Source organism: Corynebacterium breve (genome assembly GCF_030252165.1).
Classification (GTDB): Bacteria; Actinomycetota; Actinomycetes; order Mycobacteriales; family Mycobacteriaceae; genus Corynebacterium; species Corynebacterium breve.
The window spans coordinates 1,987,363-2,006,390 of the sequence record NZ_CP126969.1 but is presented as its reverse complement, the minus strand read 5'-3'; the positions used below and the strand labels follow the sequence as shown (position 1 = coordinate 2,006,390).

General features: G+C 60.8%; 18 protein-coding genes. 13 read left to right on the top strand and 5 right to left on the bottom strand.

What is annotated here, in order from left to right:
* The 3 genes from QP027_RS09760 to QP027_RS09750 form a co-directional block, all read right to left on the bottom strand.
* The gene (locus QP027_RS09760; protein ID WP_284824431.1) at positions 1–3,849 is read right to left on the bottom strand and encodes a Pls/PosA family non-ribosomal peptide synthetase; all 3,849 of its coding nucleotides are present in this window, start codon (positions 3,847–3,849) and stop codon (positions 1–3) included.
* Positions 3,850–3,851: 2 nt separating this feature from the next.
* A complete protein-coding gene (locus tag QP027_RS09755; protein ID WP_284824429.1) occupies positions 3,852–4,295 on the bottom strand; it encodes a MarR family winged helix-turn-helix transcriptional regulator in 444 nt (147 codons plus the stop codon).
* 71 nt (positions 4,296–4,366) lie between these two features.
* Positions 4,367–4,663, bottom strand: coding sequence for a rhodanese-like domain-containing protein (locus tag QP027_RS09750; protein ID WP_284824428.1), 297 nt, complete (start codon positions 4,661–4,663; stop codon positions 4,367–4,369).
* 44 nt (positions 4,664–4,707) lie between these two features.
* Between QP027_RS09750 and QP027_RS09745 the strand changes: the two genes are divergently transcribed.
* Positions 4,708–5,082, top strand: a complete 375-nt coding sequence (locus QP027_RS09745) for a hypothetical protein (protein ID WP_284824426.1) — start codon at positions 4,708–4,710, stop codon at positions 5,080–5,082.
* Positions 5,083–5,259: 177 nt separating this feature from the next.
* Here the strand turns inward: QP027_RS09745 and QP027_RS09740 are convergent, their stop codons facing one another.
* Positions 5,260–5,787, bottom strand: a complete 528-nt coding sequence (locus tag QP027_RS09740) for an inorganic diphosphatase (RefSeq protein WP_284824424.1) — start codon at positions 5,785–5,787, stop codon at positions 5,260–5,262.
* 85 nt (positions 5,788–5,872) lie between these two features.
* Between QP027_RS09740 and dacB the strand changes: the two genes are divergently transcribed.
* The 12 genes from dacB to QP027_RS09680 all read left to right on the top strand — a co-directional run bounded on the left by dacB (position 5,873) and on the right by QP027_RS09680 (position 16,715).
* Positions 5,873–7,132, top strand: coding sequence for a D-alanyl-D-alanine carboxypeptidase/D-alanyl-D-alanine endopeptidase (gene dacB, locus QP027_RS09735; RefSeq protein ID WP_284824422.1), 1,260 nt, complete (start codon positions 5,873–5,875; stop codon positions 7,130–7,132).
* The gene (gene tilS / locus QP027_RS09730) at positions 7,132–8,031 is read left to right on the top strand and encodes a tRNA lysidine(34) synthetase TilS (protein WP_284824420.1); all 900 of its coding nucleotides are present in this window, start codon (positions 7,132–7,134) and stop codon (positions 8,029–8,031) included. Before dacB ends, tilS begins: the two co-directional genes overlap by 1 nt.
* Before the next feature lie 174 nt (positions 8,032–8,205).
* Positions 8,206–8,805, top strand: coding sequence for a hypoxanthine phosphoribosyltransferase (gene hpt / locus QP027_RS09725; protein ID WP_284824418.1), 600 nt, complete (start codon positions 8,206–8,208; stop codon positions 8,803–8,805).
* A gap of 107 nt (positions 8,806–8,912) precedes the next feature.
* Positions 8,913–11,426, top strand: coding sequence for an ATP-dependent zinc metalloprotease FtsH (gene ftsH / locus QP027_RS09720; RefSeq protein WP_284824417.1), 2,514 nt, complete (start codon positions 8,913–8,915; stop codon positions 11,424–11,426).
* Positions 11,426–12,010 carry a GTP cyclohydrolase I FolE gene (gene folE / locus QP027_RS09715; protein WP_284824416.1) on the top strand — a complete coding sequence of 195 codons (585 nt, stop codon included), beginning with the start codon at positions 11,426–11,428 and terminating at the stop codon, positions 12,008–12,010. The genes ftsH and folE overlap by 1 nt, the downstream gene beginning before the upstream one ends.
* 47 nt (positions 12,011–12,057) lie before the next feature.
* On the top strand, positions 12,058–12,864 hold the full coding sequence (gene folP / locus QP027_RS09710) for a dihydropteroate synthase (RefSeq protein ID WP_284827013.1): 807 nt from the start codon (positions 12,058–12,060) through the stop codon (positions 12,862–12,864).
* Positions 12,865–13,257 carry a dihydroneopterin aldolase gene (folB, locus tag QP027_RS09705; protein WP_284824414.1) on the top strand — a complete coding sequence of 131 codons (393 nt, stop codon included), beginning with the start codon at positions 12,865–12,867 and terminating at the stop codon, positions 13,255–13,257. It abuts the gene before it with no gap.
* Positions 13,257–13,745 carry a 2-amino-4-hydroxy-6-hydroxymethyldihydropteridine diphosphokinase gene (gene folK / locus QP027_RS09700; RefSeq protein WP_284824413.1) on the top strand — a complete coding sequence of 163 codons (489 nt, stop codon included), beginning with the start codon at positions 13,257–13,259 and terminating at the stop codon, positions 13,743–13,745. Before folB ends, folK begins: the two co-directional genes overlap by 1 nt.
* Positions 13,742–14,209: a DUF3180 domain-containing protein gene (locus QP027_RS09695; protein ID WP_284824411.1), complete on the top strand. Its 468-nt coding sequence runs from the start codon at positions 13,742–13,744 to the stop codon at positions 14,207–14,209. The genes folK and QP027_RS09695 overlap by 4 nt, the downstream gene beginning before the upstream one ends.
* A gap of 9 nt (positions 14,210–14,218) precedes the next feature.
* Positions 14,219–15,229, top strand: coding sequence for a DUF6779 domain-containing protein (locus QP027_RS09690; protein ID WP_284824409.1), 1,011 nt, complete (start codon positions 14,219–14,221; stop codon positions 15,227–15,229).
* Positions 15,230–15,919, top strand: coding sequence for a 6PGD fold domain-containing protein (locus tag QP027_RS09685; protein ID WP_284824408.1), 690 nt, complete (start codon positions 15,230–15,232; stop codon positions 15,917–15,919).
* Position 15,920: 1 nt separating this feature from the next.
* The gene (locus QP027_RS09680; protein WP_284824407.1) at positions 15,921–16,715 is read left to right on the top strand and encodes a pantoate--beta-alanine ligase; all 795 of its coding nucleotides are present in this window, start codon (positions 15,921–15,923) and stop codon (positions 16,713–16,715) included.
* A 76-nt stretch (positions 16,716–16,791) separates the two neighbouring features.
* On the opposite strand, the gene QP027_RS09675 is transcribed toward QP027_RS09680, so the two are convergent.
* Entirely contained in the window at positions 16,792–18,900 is a 2,109-nt protein-coding gene (locus QP027_RS09675) for a PhoX family protein (RefSeq protein ID WP_284824405.1), read from the bottom strand.
* Positions 18,901–19,028 lie beyond the last annotated feature (128 nt).

The following is a 19,028-nucleotide window of genomic DNA, read 5'->3' as shown; positions in this document are numbered from 1 at the left end:
CTACATCCGCGGCTCAATCGGGTTACCCTGCCACACGGTGTTGGCTGGGACCTGGTCGCCTCGCATCATCAACGAGCCTGGCCAAACAGTTGCACCCTGGCCGATCGACGATGCCGGCAGCGCCACCGAGTGCGATGCCAAGGTTGCGCCCTCTTCGATGGTGACGGTGTCCAGACTCATCACGCGATCCTGGAACAGGTGCGTTTGCACTACGGTACCTGGGCCAACACTTGCGCCCTTGCCCACGTAACACAGGTCGGTTTCCGGGAACCAGTACGAATCGATCCACGCGCCCCGGCCAATCTTCACACCAAGAGCACGCAGCGCCATGTTCAGCTCGCCCGAGCCAAGCGTTGCGTTGAGGAAATAAGGTGCCGCGACGGCCTCGACAAAGCTATCCTGCAGCTCGTTGAGCCACACGAACCACGTAAACAGTGCGTGATCGCCAGGACGATGCTTGCCCACGCAGACCCACTTGACCACCACGGTCACGGCCATCGCGACAAAGCCCGCTGCCATCAGGATCAGACCACCAGCAGCGAACGGGGCCCACACACCGACACTGACCAGCAGGTAATGCATGGCCGCGAGGATGCCGCCGGTAATCATCGTAAATGTCATCGGTGCCAAAAGACGCAGCGTCTCGATCAAGCCTCGGGCGATTTTGAGCCCGGTAGAAGGGGAGTAGGTACGAGCCTCGCCACCGTCAGCGTCAACCTCGACGCGGCGCATTCGCTCCGGCGGGCTGCCCCACCAGTTTGAGCCGGCCTTCGCCTTCTTCGGCGTCGAAGAGAGCACCGCAACCAGCGAGTTTTTCGCCAGCTTGCGACCAGGTGCCGTGATGCCCGAGTTGCCCACGAAAGATCGCTTGCCGACGACCGCCTCACCTGTCATCATCCAGCCACCGCCAAGCTCGTAGCCGCCGATCATGGTGTCGTCGGCAAGGAATGCTCCTTCACGGACCTCCGCTAGCTTTGGCACCATGACCGCAGTGGACACCTCAGCATCCTTGCCGATTTTCGCGCCGAGGGAGCGCAACCACGTTGGGGTGAGCGCGCCGGCATAGAGGGGGAAGAGACGGGTACGGGCATCGTCCATCAAGCGGGTGATCGTCCAGATCTTCCAGCCCTGCAAGGAACGCACAGGCGTCACACCAGGCTTAACGCCGATGGACATGATGCGCACACCCAGCCAGATCGCTACCAAAGTAACAGCGAACAAGACTAGGCCACCCAGCGCGCCGAAGACTACTGCGCCCAAGTACGGGCTGCCGCCGGTGAGCTCGATCAGCCAGACCACCGTCGCGATGGCACACGCCGCAGCAAACAGTGGCAAAGCTCCCAGGAACGCCGAGGTCAAACCGTAGATCAGAACCCAGATGGAACGGCGTGGCGGGTGCTCGACAGGGAAGCGGTGCTTGGAGCGGCCAACCTTCTTCGCCGGCGAGCCGGACCAGCGCGCCCCCTTCTTCACGGTCTTATTACCGGTCACGGTGGAGCCTGCCTCCACGTGCGCGTCCTCACCCACGTGGGTACCCGGAAGCAGGGTAGAGCGGGCGCCGATGCGGGCCTCGCGATCGATCCGAATGGAGCCGACGCGCAGAATGTCGCCGTCAATCCAGTAACCGGAGAGATCCACCTCGGGCTCCACTGCAGCGTAATCGCCGATGGTCAGCAGACCCGTCACAGGCGGCAGGGTGTGCAGATCCACACCCCGGCCAACCTTCGCGCCCAGCATGCGGGCGTATGAGATCACCCAGGTTGACCCCGAGATAGCACGGGAACCAGACGCATCGGCCCAGCGCTCCGCCGCCCAGAGGCGCAGGTGAACGCTACCGCCGCGGGGGTACTCGCCGGGCTTGATGCCGGTGGTGAGCAGGCGCGCGCCGAGCGCACCCAGTGGAAGACGACCGAGCGGAGTACCGAAGATCACCACGAGAACCGTGGCCAGCACCCAGTCAGTGTGCACGGCCCACTCGAGGCCGAGCATGAACAAAATGTTCGAGATGATCAGCCACCAAGAAACGATACTTGCAGCTTGCAAAGTCATCACAGGTAGTTGGATCAGGCTTTGGCACAACCGAACCGCCAGTGGAACGGGCTTGACCAAGCGAGGTTCGGCAGTGGTGTCGTCGCCAAGCGAAATGCCCGAATCAGCTGCAATGCGATCAACAGTTTCGGCGAGCTTCTCCAGTCGAGGGTGGTCGTAGAGGTCACGCACGGCAACAGTCGGGACCTCCTCGCGGATGCGCGCGACCAACGTTGCCGCCGCGAGCGACGAGCCGCCAAGCTCGAAGAAGTCCGCGTCCTTGTCGCTGACTGCAACACCGAGCACGTCGACCCAAATGTCCGCAAGCCAGGACTCGGTAGGGGTCAGGCCCTCGGCCTCGACACCTACACCAGGCAGTGGCCACGGCAGGGACTTCTTGTCCACCTTTCCCGAGGTGGTTACCGGCAGCTCGTCCATCACGCAGATGCGTGGAACGAGCGCGGCCGGCATATGTTCGGCCAAAGTGTCGTGGGCGGCTTGATGGTCGAAGCCAGCCGCAGGATCGTCTAGCGAAACATAGCCCACCAGCACGGAATCTCCCGCGCCAGTCTTTTGCACCGCCACCGCGGAGTTATACACGTTCGGCAGGGCAGCGACATTCGCATCCACCTCGCCCAGCTCGATGCGACGACCACCGATCTTCACCTGATCATCAACACGGCCCACGAAATACAGGCCATCTTCTTCCAAACGCACGTGATCGCCGGAACGGTACGCGCGAGGCCAATCGCCCCACGCCGCGTACTTCTCCGCGTCCTTCGCCGGATCAAGGTAACGCGCCAGGCCCACGCCGCCGATGATCAGCTCGCCAACCTCGCCTATTGCAACAGGCTGCTCTTGCTTATCGACGACAACCAGGTCCCACCCATCCAGCGGTAGGCCGATTCCGACCTCTTGGCCTGGGAAAAGCTGTGTTGCACAAGCAACCACCGTGGCTTCTGTCGGTCCGTAGGTGTTCCACATCTCGCGGTCCGGGGTGGCAAGGCGATCCACAAGTTCAGCCGAACATGCCTCGCCGCCTACGATCAGCAGGCGCACATGGTCCAGTGCTTCCGCAGGCCACAGGCCTGCAAGGGTAGGGACGGTAGACACCACAGTGATGTCGCGGCGGATCAGCCACGGGCCCAAGTCCTGGCCAGAGCGCACGAGCGAACGCGGCGCCGGAACCAGACACGCGCCACTTCGCCATGCCAGCCACATTTCTTCACAACTTGCGTCGAAAGCAACCGACAGACCAGCAAGAACGCGGTCCTCTGGGCCAAGCGGATAGTCGGCGCAGAAGATGCGCGCCTCGGCATCCACGAATGCTGCCGCCGAACGGTGCGATACCGCGACACCCTTCGGGGTGCCGGTGGAGCCGGAGGTGAAGATGATCCAGGCGTCGTCGTCAAGCGATGGCTTGCTGGTGTCGCCGTCGCGCTCTGGTGTGAGCATGCGGAACCCGCCGTCTTCGAAGAGGCCGTTGATACCTGCCTCGGAGAAGACTAACTCGGCGCGCTCGTCGGGATCGTCAGCATCGACGGGGACGTACGCTGCGCCGGCGTAGAGAGTTGCCAGGATCGCGGTGTAGAGTTCGCGGGTGCCCGAGGTCATCCGGATGCCGATGCGATCGCCGCGACGGATGCCATTGCGGTGAAGTTCGTCGGCCCAGGCGTGAATGTCTTCGATGAGTTCGGAGTATGTGATGACGTCGCCGTCATCAATAGCCGCCGCTTCCGGGTAGGTCGCGGCGGTGTCTTCGAGAACGTCGATCAGTGTACGGGGAGCAGGAGCACGGTTCGCTGCGAGAAACTGCTGCAAGCCTATCCCTCCTCCTGCAAGATGGCCTGAGTCAACTTGCGTAGGTGCTTGAGCTGCTTCGTGGTCGTCGCGTCGAGGGCACGGTCCTCGGCGGCCGTGACAAGTGCAGCCAGTTCGGCCTGGGCCTTGATGCCCTTCTTGGTTGGGGCGATGATCTGACGGCGGCGGTCTTTGGGGTCGCGCTCGCGGGCGGCCCAGCCGTGCTTTTCTAGGGAATCGATGAGGCGCACCATGTCGGAGGCGTCAACGGCAAGCGTTTCCGAAAGGTGGGTCTGGCTCGCAGCGTTCTCTTCAACGATGCAGGTCAGGACCCAAAACTCGCGCATGGTGGTGCCTCGGCTGCCGAGGGTGGCTTCGACCTCGTCGCGGGTGCGACGGCGCACGCGTTCAATTTGGAACGACGGCGACGAGACCAATGCTGCAGGCAGGTTAATTGGTGATGACATATCTACATGGTAGATCGCGATTATTACTTTGTAAAATGATTGGCTCGCGCCCATCAATTTAAGAAAGCAAATTAGTCACCCAATGGAAGCTGCTGCTCAATCCACTCGTTGGTGCCGCCAAGGACATTGATGCCGTTGTCCCAGCCGCGTGATTGCTCCATGTACTCGATCGCTTGCGCGCTGCGACCTCCGGAGCGGCAAATGATATACGCCGGCTCATCTGGATTGATCTGATCGCACAGCTGCACAAATTGGCTTAGCGGCAGGTTGACCGTGCCCTTGGCGTGGGCTTCGGCATACTCGTCTGGTTCGCGGACATCGATGAATTGCGCGCCCTCGGGCACGTCGTTTACGTGTGCTTCTTTCATGGTGCCCAATTTATACCGAACTCGAGGCAGTAGTGTTGAGCAACGTGAACCAAAATCACCCACGATCCGCGACCGGCGCCATTACTTGGCGACTTTGGACCGTCGTCATCCTCTTCGGTGCCCTGGCAGCGCTGCTACTTTATCTCCAGATCCCAGCCGTCATCGGCGGAAGCTTAGCGACGATCGCCTCGCTCACAGCCCCCATCGCCATCATCATGACCGTCGCATGGATCCTCGGCCTCCCCGCGCGGGTGATTCCGAAAGTAATTTTGTGGCTCGGCGTGGTCGGCTGCGTTGTCGGCGTCGGTGGACTGATCATGTCTCCCGGTCAGCCGGTGTTGATCGTCGTTTTTGCTCTTGGCGTGTGGTTGCTGCTTGTTGGGTTGATTGCATCGCTCGTAGTGGCGCCGAAAGTGTAGCGACGGGCACCTTCTACAAAAGCGTCTGGAAAACCAGACGGGTTTGCAGAAGGTGCCCGACGCGACCTTCCGCAAACCCGTACCACCAGCGGCACGCTTTTGCGCAATGCAAAAACGCACCAGTATTTCCCAGGGCTTTCGCCTGAGAAAATTAGTGCGCTGGAGCAGCCGGCGAGTTTAGTTCTCGGTCTTCGCGTCCTTTTCCTCTTCGAGGTTGTCGCGCGAGTTGTCGCCACCGTAAGCATCGATGGATGCCTGCAGGATCTTCTCTGCCTCAGCCTTGTTGCCCCATCCGGAACCGGAAACTTCCTTACCTGGCTCCAGATCCTTGTAGTGGACGAAGAAGTGCTCGATCTCGTCGAGGGTGAACTGGTCAACGTCCTCGATGTCCTGGAAACGCTCGAAACGGACGTCGTCGATAACGCAAAGGAGCTTGTCGTCGCCACCGGCCTCGTCGGTCATCTTGAAAACGCCGATCGGGCGAGCAATCACAGTGACACCAGGAAACACTGGCTCCGGGGTGATGACCAGCGCGTCTAGTGGATCGCCGTCGTCAGCCAGCGTGTTCTCAATGAAGCCGTAGTCAGCTGGGTACGCCATTGGGGTGAACAGGTAGCGGTCGAGGAAGACGCGGCCGGTCTCATGGTCGACTTCGTACTTGTTGCGGGAACCCTTTGGGATCTCAATGATGACTTCGATGGCCATTGTGGGCTATCTCCTTAACGCTAGGAACAATTAGTGGGGCTATGAAAACCAAGATCTACTCTACCGTGGACTAGGGTAAAGGCCGATGAGTGGGAAGAAAATTTGGGCAAGTGTGGCAACCGTCGTGGCGCTGGGCGCCGTGGGCGGTGTTGCCGGGACCGGTTATTGGGTGCATGACCAGCTCTCCGATTTGGAGGTCAAGCCTGGCTACGTGCTGCCTACCGCCGAACAGGTGCTGGTTCCGGCGACTCCGGATCCGATCGATCGCAACGCTCTAACTGCCACATTGCAGGCACTTTCCGACGACCCCGCCCTCGGAACCTTCCACGCCCGCGTCTCCGACGGCTTCACAGGCGAAGTGCTTTTCGACGCACACGCCGCCGAACCCCTCACCCCCGCGAGTTCTACCAAGGTGCTCACCGCCGCTTCTGCGATCTACACGCTTGGCCTCGACGACACCATCACCACCGAGGTTGTCCGTGGCACCAATCCCGGCGAGGTGGTGATCAAAGCCGCAGGTGACGTGTGGTTCTCCCAGGAAACTATCGACGATCTCGCCTCCCAAATCGGCGACGCCAGCGCAGTATTCGTCGATACGTCCATCTGGTCTGGCGACAAAATCATGCCCGGCTGGGACCCCGATAACATTGATGCCGGCTACATCGCACCACTAGAACCGGTCATGATCCACGGCGGCCGCATCGGCGACACCACCGGAGACGTCCCACGCTCACACACCCCGGCTACCGACGTCGCTCAAGCACTCGCCGATCAGCTGGGAGCTGGCACCGTGGGCACGACCACTGCTCCCGAAGGCGCCGAGGTCATCGCTTCAGTCGAGTCCCCGGAACTCGCCGAACGACTCGCCGAGATGATGAAGGAATCCGACAACGTTATGGCCGAAGCGATTGGCCGCGAAGTCGCCCTGCAGCGCGGCGCCGATGCTCCCCAAGCCACCTTGGATATCCTCGCCGAGGAAGGCTTCGACCTCACCGGGGTTACCCTGTCCGACAACTCCGGTCTTTCCACGGACAACCTGATCACCCCGCAGCTCCTCGACGACATTCTCGTCCGCGCCACCACCGAAGATGAGCTGCGCCCCCTGCTGGCCACCTTGCCCGTCGCTGGCGGCGAAGGCACCCTGACCACCCGCTATGGTGACCTGGGCGGCAAGGGGTGGGTCCGCGCGAAGACCGGCACGCTCACCGGGGTCAATGCCCTCGTCGGCACCGTGACTTCCGACCGTGGCAACGTCTACACTTTCGCATTCCTAGCCAACGATGCCGACATCAATGGTGCCCGCCGTGCGATGGACACCTTGGCCTCGGCATTGCGCGATTTCTAATGATTCCGTTTTGGCCTCGTCGCTCGCCGCACTTTCTCGCTTGTCGACGAGCGACTCGCCCCTGGACCCGCCCCGCAATCATTGGCCTTTCCGGTGGTCCTGATTCGCTGGCGTTAGTCGCCGCGGCCGCTGCCGAGGAGCTACCCGTTGAGGCCGTTGTTGTCGACCACGGCCTGCAGCCCGATTCCGCCGAGATCGCGCGCAGTGCCGCCGCACAGGCCCGTGAGCTGGGTGTTTCGACGCGCATCACACGCGTTTCTGTGGCACCTGGCAATGTGGAGGCCCAGGCCCGCGAGGCTCGCTACCAGGCGTTGCATGACATAGCCGACGGTCGCGACATCTGGGTTGGCCACACCGCCGATGACCAGGCCGAAACACTCCTGCTGGGCCTTTTGCGCGGTAACCCGACCGGCATGCCTCCCCGCAATGGCCAAGTGGTGCGCCCTTTCCTCGACCTGCGCCGCGCCGATACCGTCGCCGCCTGCGCTGAACTGGGCCTTTCGCCGTGGCAGGACCCGATGAACAACGACGCGGCTTATCGACGAGTCCGCATCCGCAATGAAGTCCTCCCCCTGCTTGGTGATGTGCTCGGGGGCGATGTCGTTGATCCTTTGGCGCACGCGGCGGGTCGCATCGTCGCAGATCAGGACTACTTTGGCGCGCGGGTGTCGTCGACAAGCGACTGTGCGGAGCTCGCGGCGATGCACCCGGCGGTGCGCAATCGCAGCATCGTGGCCTGGCTGAATGGGCTGGGTGTGGGGGCGAGTGGGTCGTCGATAAGCGGAATTGCGGCGCTGTGTACAGACTGGCACGGGCAGGGACCTGTACACGTGGGTGGGGGAATCGTGGTGGTGCGCCGTGCGGGGCAGCTCGTGGCCGAGCCAGAACCCGAACGGTAAAACCCGAACGCGCCGGATGGGGGAGGAGCGGCGAGGAGGCTATCCAGGGCGTTCGGGGTTTGCAGTTCGTGATGTGGAAATGGCCTGGCTAGGGAAGAGCGCACCTTAAGCGCTACACTGGTGCCATTCATTACTACCGCGCGATGTCACAGAGAAAGAGACGAAAAGCTCACCATGACCGCTCTATATGATCACAAAGATTTCAACGTTCCCGCGAACCGTTACGGCGAAGACATTGAAGCCATCCTGATCCCCGAGGACAAACTCGCGGAACGTATCCAGGAGCTGGCAGACATGGTCTCCGAGAAGTACAAGGATGCAGACGAATCGCTCATCCTGGTTTGCGTGCTCAAGGGCGCTGTTTTCTTCCTCACCGATTTTGCTCGCGCGCTGACGATCCCGGCGGAGATGGAGTTCATGGCGGTGTCGTCGTATGGAAACTCGACAACTTCTTCCGGCGTTGTGCGCATCCTGAAGGACCTAGACAAGGAAATTCAGGGCCGCGACGTGCTTATCGTCGAAGACATTATCGACTCCGGTCTGACGTTGAGCTGGTTGATGCGCAACCTCGAAGGACGCAACCCGAAGAGCCTCAACGTGGTGACCCTTTTGCGCAAGCCCGAGGTGCAAACCGCAGAGGTCGACATTATGGAGGTCGGCTTCGACATCCCGAACGAGTTCGTCATCGGCTACGGCCTGGACTACGCGGAGCGCTATCGTGACCTGCCATACGTGGGCACCTTGCACCCGCGCGTGTACTCGTCTGAAGACTAATTCACGTAGCTGCCTGGGAACGTTTTCGACCAATCAGGCGTTACATACGGTGACGTAATCCAACGAAAGGTTTAGCCCGGAAAGTCCGTACTTTTCGCAAGTCATTCATGAAGAACAAGAAAGTCTTACAGATCGGCCTGATGGCGGCCGCAGCGTTGATGGTGCTCTACCTTTTCACCATGCTTGGCGACGACACGCGCAAGTTCCAACCGGTAGACACCTCCATTGCCATGCAGCAATTGCAGGACAACAACGTCGAAGAAGCAGAAATCGACGACCGCGAGCAGCGACTCCGACTCACGCTCAAAGAGCCCATCACGGTAGAAGAACGTGACGGGCTTGAGCAGATCATGGCGCAGTATCCCGCGCGCACCGCTCCGCAGATCTTCGACGCAGTGAAAGCCACCGAGGCAGAAAAGTACACGACCAACGTGACCCAGGAGTCCTTCCTGCTGTCCATGTTGTCGTTCATGCTGCCGATGGTGCTGATCTTCGGCCTGCTGTTCTTCTTCATGTACCGCATGCAGTCGGGCGGCATGTTCGGATTTGGCGGTTCCAAGGCGAAGGAACTGACCAAGGACATGCCGGAGACCACCTTCGCAGATGTTGCCGGTGCCGACGAAGCTGTGGACGAACTCCAAGAGATCAAGGACTTCCTGCAGGATCCGTCGGTATACGAGAAGCTCGGCGCGAAGATTCCACGCGGCGTATTGCTCTACGGTCCTCCGGGAACCGGTAAGACATTGCTTGCCCGCGCTGTTGCCGGTGAAGCGGGTGTTCCGTTCTATTCGATTTCGGGTTCCGACTTTGTGGAGATGTTCGTCGGTGTTGGCGCCTCACGCGTGCGCGACCTGTTTAAGCAGGCCCGTGAGAATTCGCCCTGCATCATCTTCATCGACGAGATCGACGCCGTCGGCCGTCAGCGCGGCTCCGGCATGGGCGGCGGCCACGACGAACGCGAGCAGACCCTGAACCAGCTGCTGGTGGAGATGGACGGCTTTGGCGATCGTGAAGGCGTCATCCTCATGGCCGCAACGAACCGCCCGGACATCCTCGATCCCGCGCTTTTGCGCCCAGGTCGATTCGACCGTCAGATCCCAGTGACTAACCCAGACCTTGCTGGCCGCGCGAAGATCCTGAAGGTTCACGCGCAGGGTAAACCACTCGGCCCAGATGCTGATTTGGACGCGCTGGCCAAGCGCACCGCTGGCATGAGTGGTGCCGACCTAGCGAACGTACTCAACGAGGCTGCACTTCTTACAGCGCGCATCGGCGGCAACGTCATTACTGCCGACGCCCTAGAAGAGGCAACCGACCGCGTCATCGGCGGCCCACGCCGTTCCTCCAAGATCATCTCGGAGAAGGAAAAGAAGGTCACCGCGTACCACGAAGGCGGCCATACCCTGGCTGCGTGGGCGCTCAAGGACATCGAGCGCGTATACAAGGTCACGATTCTTGCCCGCGGCCGCACCGGCGGTCACGCCATGACCGCAGCCGAAGACGACAAGGGCATGTACAACCGCGATGAGCTCTATGCTCGCCTCGTCTTCGCGATGGGCGGTCGCGCCGCAGAAGAGCTGGTCTTCGGCGAGCCAACTACCGGTGCGTCTGCCGATATCGAGCAGGCCACCAAGATCGCGCGCGCCATGGTCACCGAATACGGCATGAGCTCCGCGCTAGGCACTGTGAAGTATGGCGAAGAGCAGGGCGACCCATTCGCAGGTCGTGGCGCCGGAGGGTCGTTAGACTACTCGCCGTCTGCTGCTGAAAAAATCGACGAGGAAGTACACAAGCTTGTCGACGCCGCCCACGAACGCGCCTACTCCATCCTCCGCGACAACCGCGACCACCTGGACACTTTGGCCTCCAAGCTCCTGGAGAAGGAGACTCTGCGCCGCCCAGATCTGGAAGCAATTTTTGAAGGAATCGAGCCACAAGGCTCCGGTTTGGGCCCCGTGGACCAGCGCTTCCCGCGCCAGGACAACCGCGAACCAGTCAAGACCCCGGTGGAACTTGCAGAAGAACGGGGCGAAGAGCCGCCGAAGAAGTTCTCCCTGCTGGAGGCCTCCCGACAGGCACGCGAGAAGCGCCTGGCAGAGAAGGCCGAGCGTGGATCCGCAGCACCAAACATGGCGCCCATGCCGATCCCACAGGGCGGTATTCAAGGTGGTATTAAGGGTGGTACTGAGGACACCCAGAACACCCAGCCGCAGTATGACGGCCCGAAGCCGCCTGCCGACTGGCACGTGCCGGGTGGAGCGTGGCCTCAGGCAGCTCCAAAGGACGACAATCAGCAGCCGGCTCAACACCCTGGGTGGAAGAATTACGACGCGGGCACTGAAGAACGGCCAAAGCATGCCGAACCGGAGCAGCCAGAACAGACAGAACAGCCGAAGGAAGAAATCATCGGCTTCCGCCTGCCGGAGAACGAGCGACCTGACAACCCTTGGCCTGCGGAAGAGGACACCACGCAGATGCCTCGTGTGAACCCAAGCGACGTTGCTGCCCCAAAGATGCCTGAACCAGAGCTGCCGGAGCATGAGTCGGTACGCCCAGAGCATCGCCCAGAGCATCGCCCAGAGCATCGCCCAGAGCATCGCCCAGAGAAGGATGAACAATAGTGACCGAACCAGGCCCTGACAATTTTGACCAAGAGCGGGCGGAAGCGGCGGTTCGTGAACTGTTGATTGCAGTCGGCGAGGACCCTGATCGCGAGGGCTTGAAGGACACCCCGTCTCGGGTTGCGCGTGCGTACAAGGAGATCTTCGCAGGTCTGCATACCGACCCAACCGAAGTCTTGGAGCGGACCTTTGCGGAGAACCACCAGGAGCTTGTCCTTGTGCGCGACATCCCGATCTACTCCACTTGCGAGCACCACCTTGTACCGTTTTTCGGCAAGGCGCACATCGGCTACATCCCTGGCAAAGACGGCCACGTCACCGGCCTGTCCAAGCTCGCCCGTCTGGCCGATATGTACGCTAAGCGGCCGCAGGTGCAGGAACGATTGACCAGTCAGATCGCGGACGCGCTCGTCGACAAGCTGGGTGCACAGTCGGTGATTGTGGTCATCGAGTGCGAGCACCTGTGCATGGGCATGCGGGGAATTCGCAAGCCTGGTGCCGTGACGACGACTTCTGCCGTGCGCGGTGGGTTTAAGAAAAACCATGCCTCGCGTGCCGAGGTCTTGAGCCTGATTAGGGGATAGTAGTGGTACGAGTTTCTGATCTAACGGTGCCGGGGCGCACGCTGATCATGGGGATTGTGAACGTGACCGCGGACTCGTTTTCCGATGGTGGCAAGTGGCTCGACCTCGATCGTGCGATCGCACACGCCCACGAGCTGGTCGCCCAGGGCGCGGACATGATTGACGTCGGCGCGGAGTCTACTCGCCCCGGTGCCACGCGCGTCGACCCTGAACTGGAGGCTGCCCGCGTTGCACCTTTGATCAAAGCGCTTGCCGACGACGGCATCGCCACCAGCGTGGACACGATGCGCGCATCCACTGCGTTGGCTGCTGCTGAGGCAGGAGTTGCCATGATCAACGACGTCTCCGGTGGCCTTGCCGACGACAACATGTACAAGGTCATGGCAGAGACCGCGTTGCCGGTGTGCCTGATGCACTGGCGCACCGTGCAGTTCGGCGACGCCGCAGGCAGTGCCGATCACGGCGGCGACGTGGTGCGCGACGTCCACGAAACCTTGGACCGTCTAGTTACCAACGCCGTGACAGCCGGTGTGGAGCACGACCAGATCGTGCTGGACCCAGGCTTGGGCTTTGCCAAGAGCGCAGCCGATAACTGGGCGCTGCTAAAGGCTTTGCCGGAGTTCATCGCGGGCGATCTGCCGGTGCTGGTGGGGGCAAGTCGCAAACGCTTCCTCACCGAGATCCGTGCGGCCCGCGGCTTAGATCACACCCCCATCGATGCGGATCCGGCCACTGCTGCGGTCACCGCGATTTCGGCGGCCCACGGCGCGTGGGGAGTACGAGTCCACGAGGTCGCGGTGTCGCGCGATGCAGTAGACGTTGCCGCCGCGTGGGAGAAGGGACAGGATTTCTAAATGGCTGACCGGATCGAACTCAAAGGCTTGGAAGTCTTCTCCTACCACGGCGTTTTAGATCACGAACGCGAATACGGCCAGGCGTTTACCATCGACATCACTTGTTGGATGGACTTTGCCGACGCAGCCGCTGCCGACGATCTTGAACTCACCATCAACTACGCGGAACTAGCCCAGCTGGCCTATGACATCGCGGCTGGCACACCACGCAACCTCATCGAGACCGTGGTGACTGAGATCGCGGACACTGCGATCGCACGCTACCCGCAGTTGCATTCGATCGAGGTCACGCTGCACAAGCCACACGCGCCGATCCCGCTAGTGTTTGACGACGTTGCCGTGGTGGCGCGCCGCTCCCGCAAGCAAGCCCCCGCGATCATGAGGAATGCATAATGCGCGCAGTACTTTCTATCGGCTCTAATATGGACGATTCGTGGGCCTATCTCGATCTTGTCGCTGCGCACTTCACCGACGAACTGGTCAACGCATCCGGCGTCTACAGCACCCCGCCATGGGGCGGCGTAGAGCAAGACGATTTTCTCAACCAGGCCCTAATCGTCGAAGTCACCGAAGGGCCGCTTGAGTTGCTTCGGCGCTGCCAGGCGCTAGAAAACGAGGCGAGCCGCTCCCGCGAGGTCCGGTGGGGGCCACGCACTTTGGACGTGGACATTGTGCAGCTTATCGACGACACCGGCGCCGAGATTACCAGTGATAGCGAGGAACTCACGCTACCGCACCCTCGTGCGCGCGAGCGGGCGTTCGTGTTGGTCCCATGGCTCGACGCTGATCCTCACGCGAAGCTTGGTGGGGAAGCGGTGGTGGATATCGTCGATAAGCTAGACAGGGATGAAGTCGAGCAGATAAGGCTTGTGGAACGATGACCCGCACCCCCATTTCCGGCCTCGTCGCAGCATTTGTGTTTTCCGCTGCGGCGATGGCGATTGTGACCTGGGGATTTTACGGCAGCTTCTCGACGATTCCCGTGATGGTGTCAGCCACGTTGTGGATCATGGCGATCTTTTGTCTCGTTCTGACATACGTGGTGAAAGACCGCCGGAAAGAAGGGCTGATCGGGCTGGATCGCTCGCAGCTCAATCCGATGATGGTGACCAATTTCTTGCTCATCGGCAAGGCGAGCGCATGGACCGGGGCGGTTGTCGGCGGCGGATACGCGGGCATTGGCACGTATGTGATTCCCAATCTGAGCATGCTGGCCGCGGCGCAGGCGGACCTGCCCGGGGTGCTCTCGAGTGCGGCTGGCGGAATCGCGTTGGCGGTGGCCGGAATAATTTTGGAGCGTGCTTGCGAGGTGTCGCCACCCGCTGATGGGGAAAGTATTGGTTAGGGTGTATGTATGACTGACGGAAATCGCACTTCAGACCGCGGGCAGCTGTGGATATACCTGCTTGTAGGCTTAGCGATTATCGCCACGGTGATCATGCTCTTTACCGACTCCAACGCGGCGCTTAAGCTCGCGCTTATCGCCGCGCTGTGGGCCGCTGCCATCGGGTTTTTCCTGGTGTCACGCTACCGTCGCGACAAGCTTGAAGCCGAACACGAACTAGAACTAGTCCAGGCAACCCACGAAGCTGAACTCAAAGCCGTTGAGGCAGAGGCCAACACCGACAAGCGCGCCCTTGAGCTGGTGCAAACCGCCGAGGGAAAGCAGCTCGTACCGGCGGATACTGAACTTCTGCGTGAAATTCGTGAGGAGCTTGCAGCGATCCGCAGCCAATTGGAAGACCTTGCGGGTCGCGAATTTGGCTACGAGCCGGCTGCGCTCCAAGCGGAGGCGCGACGAATTTTGGAACTCCAGGCCAAGGCCGCGTCGGCGTTTAGCCCGGTGGCGGAACCGGCCCAATCGCCAGCGTATTCCGAGGAAGACTCAGTGACTACGGCATTCGCAGCCGTTCCAAGCGTTGCGGACGAGCCAGGAGAGCAGGAACCACTCGACGATGAGCCGGACGAGATCGTGGCGGAAGAGGTCACGGACGAGGTTGTCGCTGAAGAGGCTGAGCCGGAGGCTGAGCCAGAGGTAGAGCCGGAGCCGGAGGCTGAGCAGGACAACACCGACGCGGAAGAAGCAGAGGAAGACGCACCGGCACCCGCTCCCGCTGTTGCTCGTGCACCTTCGGCGGATGCCGTCGCAGGTCGCGTCGGTGGGTTCGATGAGGCACAGAACCGCAAGCCGAACCCGCTGTCGCAGCTGATCAGTGAGCGTCGCGAAGAAGCAGCTGCTGAGGAAAGTGCTGCCGAAGAAGAAGAGTCGCAGTCGCGTCGTGGTCGTCGTCGTCGTGACGAGCACAGCGAAGGCTCCGTCTCCGTCGCAGAGCTGCTTGCTAGGGCGAGGAAAGAAAACAACTAAGTGAGTGCACCCCGTATGTCCGTCGGCGTTGTCGGCGGACACTTACTATTTTCACTACTTCGCGAGACCGGTCACACAGTCCACTGGATCGAGTCACCCTCGCAGGTCGCGCAGTTCGACCTTGTGGTATTCGATCTGCCCGGAAGTGAGCTAGCCAGCGCAGTTGAGATGTATGCACCGTTTGCTCGTCGCGGTCAGATCTATTTGCACACTGCGTTGGAGTTCGGCGTGCAGGCGCTTGATCCGATGGAGACCTCTGGGGCGATCGTCGTCACGGCGCACCAGCTCACCGAGCGCATGTGGGTCACCTCGGCAGCGGACGAACTCGGAGAGACTATCGTCGAGTTGCTGGTGGGCGAAATGGGCGGAAACGCCCTGCTTATCGACGACACCCAACGCGCACAAATCGAAGCTGCAATGTCCTACATGAACTTCGCCAACTTGATGCAGTCTGATGCGCGGTTGATGTTGTCGGATGCGATTGAGAATCCGGAACTCATCGAGGATCTGATCCCCGCGCCGAAGGTGCAGACGCACACGCCGGTGGAGGATTTGGATCGGCAGTACAAGGCGTTTGATAATCCGGGGCGGGCGCAGGCGTTTGCGGCGATGGTTCGTCGTCACGCAGAAGAGCGACACATACAAGATGCTGAACTTTGGGCCATCGCCCACATGAACGTCAAGGAGTGACATGACTTTCCAACCCGGCCACGCCACCGTGGTTACCGACCCGGCGCTGTTTGCTACCTACGGGCGAGCTTTCCGCAAGACAGGTAAGCGCGTGGTACTGGTGCCTTTGGGCAGCGGTGTGCACGCGGGCCACATCGCGCTGATTCGTGCGGCGCGTTCGCTTGCCGGTGCGATCACGATGGTCACCTACTCCGGTGACGAGGTGCCGGAGGACTTTGCCAAGGAGAAGGTCGACGTGGTTTTCCATGGCTCGCTGGACACGCACGGCATTGCTATTACCTCCGGGCTGGAGCACCTCGAGGAGCCATCGCTTATCGACGATGCCGTCACCCGCATCATCGCCGCCACCATTGCGTCGAGCGCGACCGATGTTGTCGCTGGCGAGAAAGACTTCGAAACCTTGGTGGCTCTGCAGCACGCCGTGGCCGGGTTGCACCTGAACGTGCAGCTGCACAGTGTTCCAACGGTGCGGATGCCGGATGGATTGGCGATCTCTCGGCGAAACGCGGATGTGGCCGAGGACCAGCGCGACAAGGCGGTGGTGATCGCAGCGGCACTCACAGCTGGGGCGCACGTGGCCGAGCATGGTCACGCGGTGATCCTAGAAACTGCCCGTGGAGTTCTTGAGGCAGGCGGAGTGACACCGTCGTATCTTGAGCTGCGGGATCTCGATTTCGGTCCAGCACCGGAGTTGGGTGATGCGCGCTTACTCGTCGGTGTTGACCTCGGTGGGGTGCACTTGGTGGACAATGTTGGAGTGCCCGTGGGAATTGGGTTTAAGAACATCGAAGAATAGCGTGGCGACGAGCAAGCGCCCCCTGCCGAACTGAGTCGGTAGGGGGCGCTTGGGTTCGTCGATAAGCGGTTAAGGCTTATGCCATACCAATCTTGCCGCCGTCAGTCTTCCAGACAACAACTGCTGCTGGGCGTGGCTTTGCGTCGCCACCCTCTGGCCAGTTGGAGGAAGGGTTCTCAACGGTGGACTCGTCGCCCTCGCCTGGGTGCTGAACGTTGACCAGGACGTGCTCGTCGTCGATGTAAGGGCCACAGGTCTCAGCGTCAGCTGGAACGGTCATGAAGCACTTCAGCTCGCCGCGGGTGTCGCCCTCGGTGGAGGCTGCGTACAGACCGTCGTGGGTGCCAAGCGCGTTGCCGTCGGTGGAGATCCACAGCAGGCCGTGCTTGTCGAATGCGACGTTGTCAGGGCAAGAGATAGGGGAGACCTTCTCCTTGTCGAAGCCGCCGAAGTAGGTGTAAGCCTCTTCTGGGTCACCACAAACGATGAAGAGGTTCCAGGTGAACTCCTCGCCGGTGCCCTTCTCAGCGTCGTCGATTTCCATGACGAAGCCGTTCTTGTTCTCCTTGATTGGAGCCCACTCCATTGGCTCCTCTTCGTTCTTCTTAGCGTTCTCGCCGGTTGCGCCACGGTAGGAGTTGTTGGTCAATGCAACGTAAGCCTTGCCGGTGACTGGGTTCTGCTCGAAGTCCTCAGGGCGGTCCATCTTGGTTGCGCCGACGGTGTCAGCTGCAAGACGGGTGTACACGCAGACCTCTTCTGGAGAGAAGCCTTCGATGTGGGACTCGGCGTTGCCGTCGATGTCAACGGTCACCAGTGGGTGCCAGGTGCCCTTGCCGTCGAACTGGCCATCCTCAGGAAGCTCGCCGGAGCCGTCGATCTCGTCTTCCTTGGAGTTGCCCTCGAGGGATGCAACGTACAGGGTGCCGGCGGTCATGAGCTTCATGTTGTGCTCCTTGTCGCCCTCCTTGTACTTGTCAGCGGTGACGAACTTGTAGATGTACTCGAAGCGCTCGTCGTCGCCCATGTAGACAACAGCGCGGCCGTCGTCAGCGATGTGGGTATTGCCAGCTTCGTGCTTGAAGCGGCCCAGCAGGGTGTGCTTGACAGGCTTGGACTCTGGGTCCATTGGGTCGATCTCGACGATGTAGCCGAAACGGTTGATCTCGTTTGGCTCCTTCTCCATGTCGAAACGATCGTGGAAGAGCTCCCAGCCACGCTCGGACTGGCCCTCTTCTTCAACACCAATACGGTCTGCGTACTCCTTGTTGCGGCCGTCAAGTGCCTTGGAGTTGGTCCAGTACTGGTCGATGTTCTCTTCACCGGAAAGGTAGGTGCCCCAAGGGGTAACGCCACCTGCACAGTTGTTCAGGGTGCCCAGAACTTCCATGCCGGATGGGTCCTCGTTGGTCTTGAGCAGGTCGGTGCCAGCTGCAGGGCCGGAGAAGGTCATTGGGGTCATAGCGGTGATGCGGCGGTTCAGTGGGCCGAACTCCATCTTCAGCTCGCCGGAGCCTTCGACCTTGGAAACCTCGATGATGGACTGACCGTGAGCTGCGAGGCCGATGTTGACCTGCTCCTCGGTTGGGTTCTCAGCATCGTAGTTAGGGTGCATCTGTGGCTCGGTGGTGTACTCGTGGGAGCACACGTAAACCATCTTGTTCTCGTCTTCTGGGTGATCGAAAAGACCGAGGAAGTCGTTGTTAAAGCCGAACTGCTCTTCCTGAGCCTTAGCGGTCTGGTTCTCGATGTCGAACTCAGGTGCGCCTTCGATAATTGGGTCGCCCCATGCAACGAGGACGGAGTACTCGTAGCCTTCTGGCACGGTGACATCGTCGTTGTTGTTTGGCTCGACTGGCTCGAACTTCATGCCGTCAACGGAAACGGTGTCTACCTTAACGTCCTTGGTAGGTGCTGCGGAGCCGTCTGCGGAGGAGGAACCGGAGGAAGCTGCTTCTTCCTCGGAAGGGGAGCAAGCTGCGAGTGCTGCTGCGCCACCGACTGCAACGACAGACAGGCTGCCTGCCTTTAGAGCGGAACGGCGGGTCATGTCGCCGAAGTACTCGTTGTCGGTAGTGTTGCGGCATTCGCCGAAGCAGTTGTTACCGCACTTGTAGGTGCAGGTAAGGCTGGAACGGCTGGAGGTGAACTTGTTGGAGAAAAGGTTGAGGCCCTTAAGTGCCATGGGGTGCTCCTTAAGTAAAAGCATAGTTTGGTCGAACTGTATGCACTCTAAACTGGGAACATGGCCACAAAGGGGCCTTGAGGTGTTCTTTAGTTGAATTCTGGGCGAAGAACGATGCTAATGGCATT

Coding starts and splice junctions, on each gene's coding strand:
- QP027_RS09740 (WP_284824424.1), bottom strand. CDS start 5,787: ATGGCCATCGAAGTCATCATTGAGATCCCAAAGGGTTCCCGCAACAAG.
- ftsH (WP_284824417.1), top strand. CDS start 8,913: ATGAAGAACAAGAAAGTCTTACAGATCGGCCTGATGGCGGCCGCAGCG.
- QP027_RS09695 (WP_284824411.1), top strand. CDS start 13,742: ATGACCCGCACCCCCATTTCCGGCCTCGTCGCAGCATTTGTGTTTTCC.
- folB (WP_284824414.1), top strand. CDS start 12,865: ATGGCTGACCGGATCGAACTCAAAGGCTTGGAAGTCTTCTCCTACCAC.
- QP027_RS09675 (WP_284824405.1), bottom strand. CDS start 18,900: ATGGCACTTAAGGGCCTCAACCTTTTCTCCAACAAGTTCACCTCCAGC.
- tilS (WP_284824420.1), top strand. CDS start 7,132: ATGATTCCGTTTTGGCCTCGTCGCTCGCCGCACTTTCTCGCTTGTCGA.
- QP027_RS09755 (WP_284824429.1), bottom strand. CDS start 4,295: ATGTCATCACCAATTAACCTGCCTGCAGCATTGGTCTCGTCGCCGTCG.
- folP (WP_284827013.1), top strand. CDS start 12,058: ATGGGGATTGTGAACGTGACCGCGGACTCGTTTTCCGATGGTGGCAAG.
- QP027_RS09690 (WP_284824409.1), top strand. CDS start 14,219: ATGACTGACGGAAATCGCACTTCAGACCGCGGGCAGCTGTGGATATAC.
- QP027_RS09750 (WP_284824428.1), bottom strand. CDS start 4,663: ATGAAAGAAGCACACGTAAACGACGTGCCCGAGGGCGCGCAATTCATC.
- folK (WP_284824413.1), top strand. CDS start 13,257: ATGCGCGCAGTACTTTCTATCGGCTCTAATATGGACGATTCGTGGGCC.
- dacB (WP_284824422.1), top strand. CDS start 5,873: ATGAGTGGGAAGAAAATTTGGGCAAGTGTGGCAACCGTCGTGGCGCTG.
- hpt (WP_284824418.1), top strand. CDS start 8,206: ATGACCGCTCTATATGATCACAAAGATTTCAACGTTCCCGCGAACCGT.
- QP027_RS09680 (WP_284824407.1), top strand. CDS start 15,921: ATGACTTTCCAACCCGGCCACGCCACCGTGGTTACCGACCCGGCGCTG.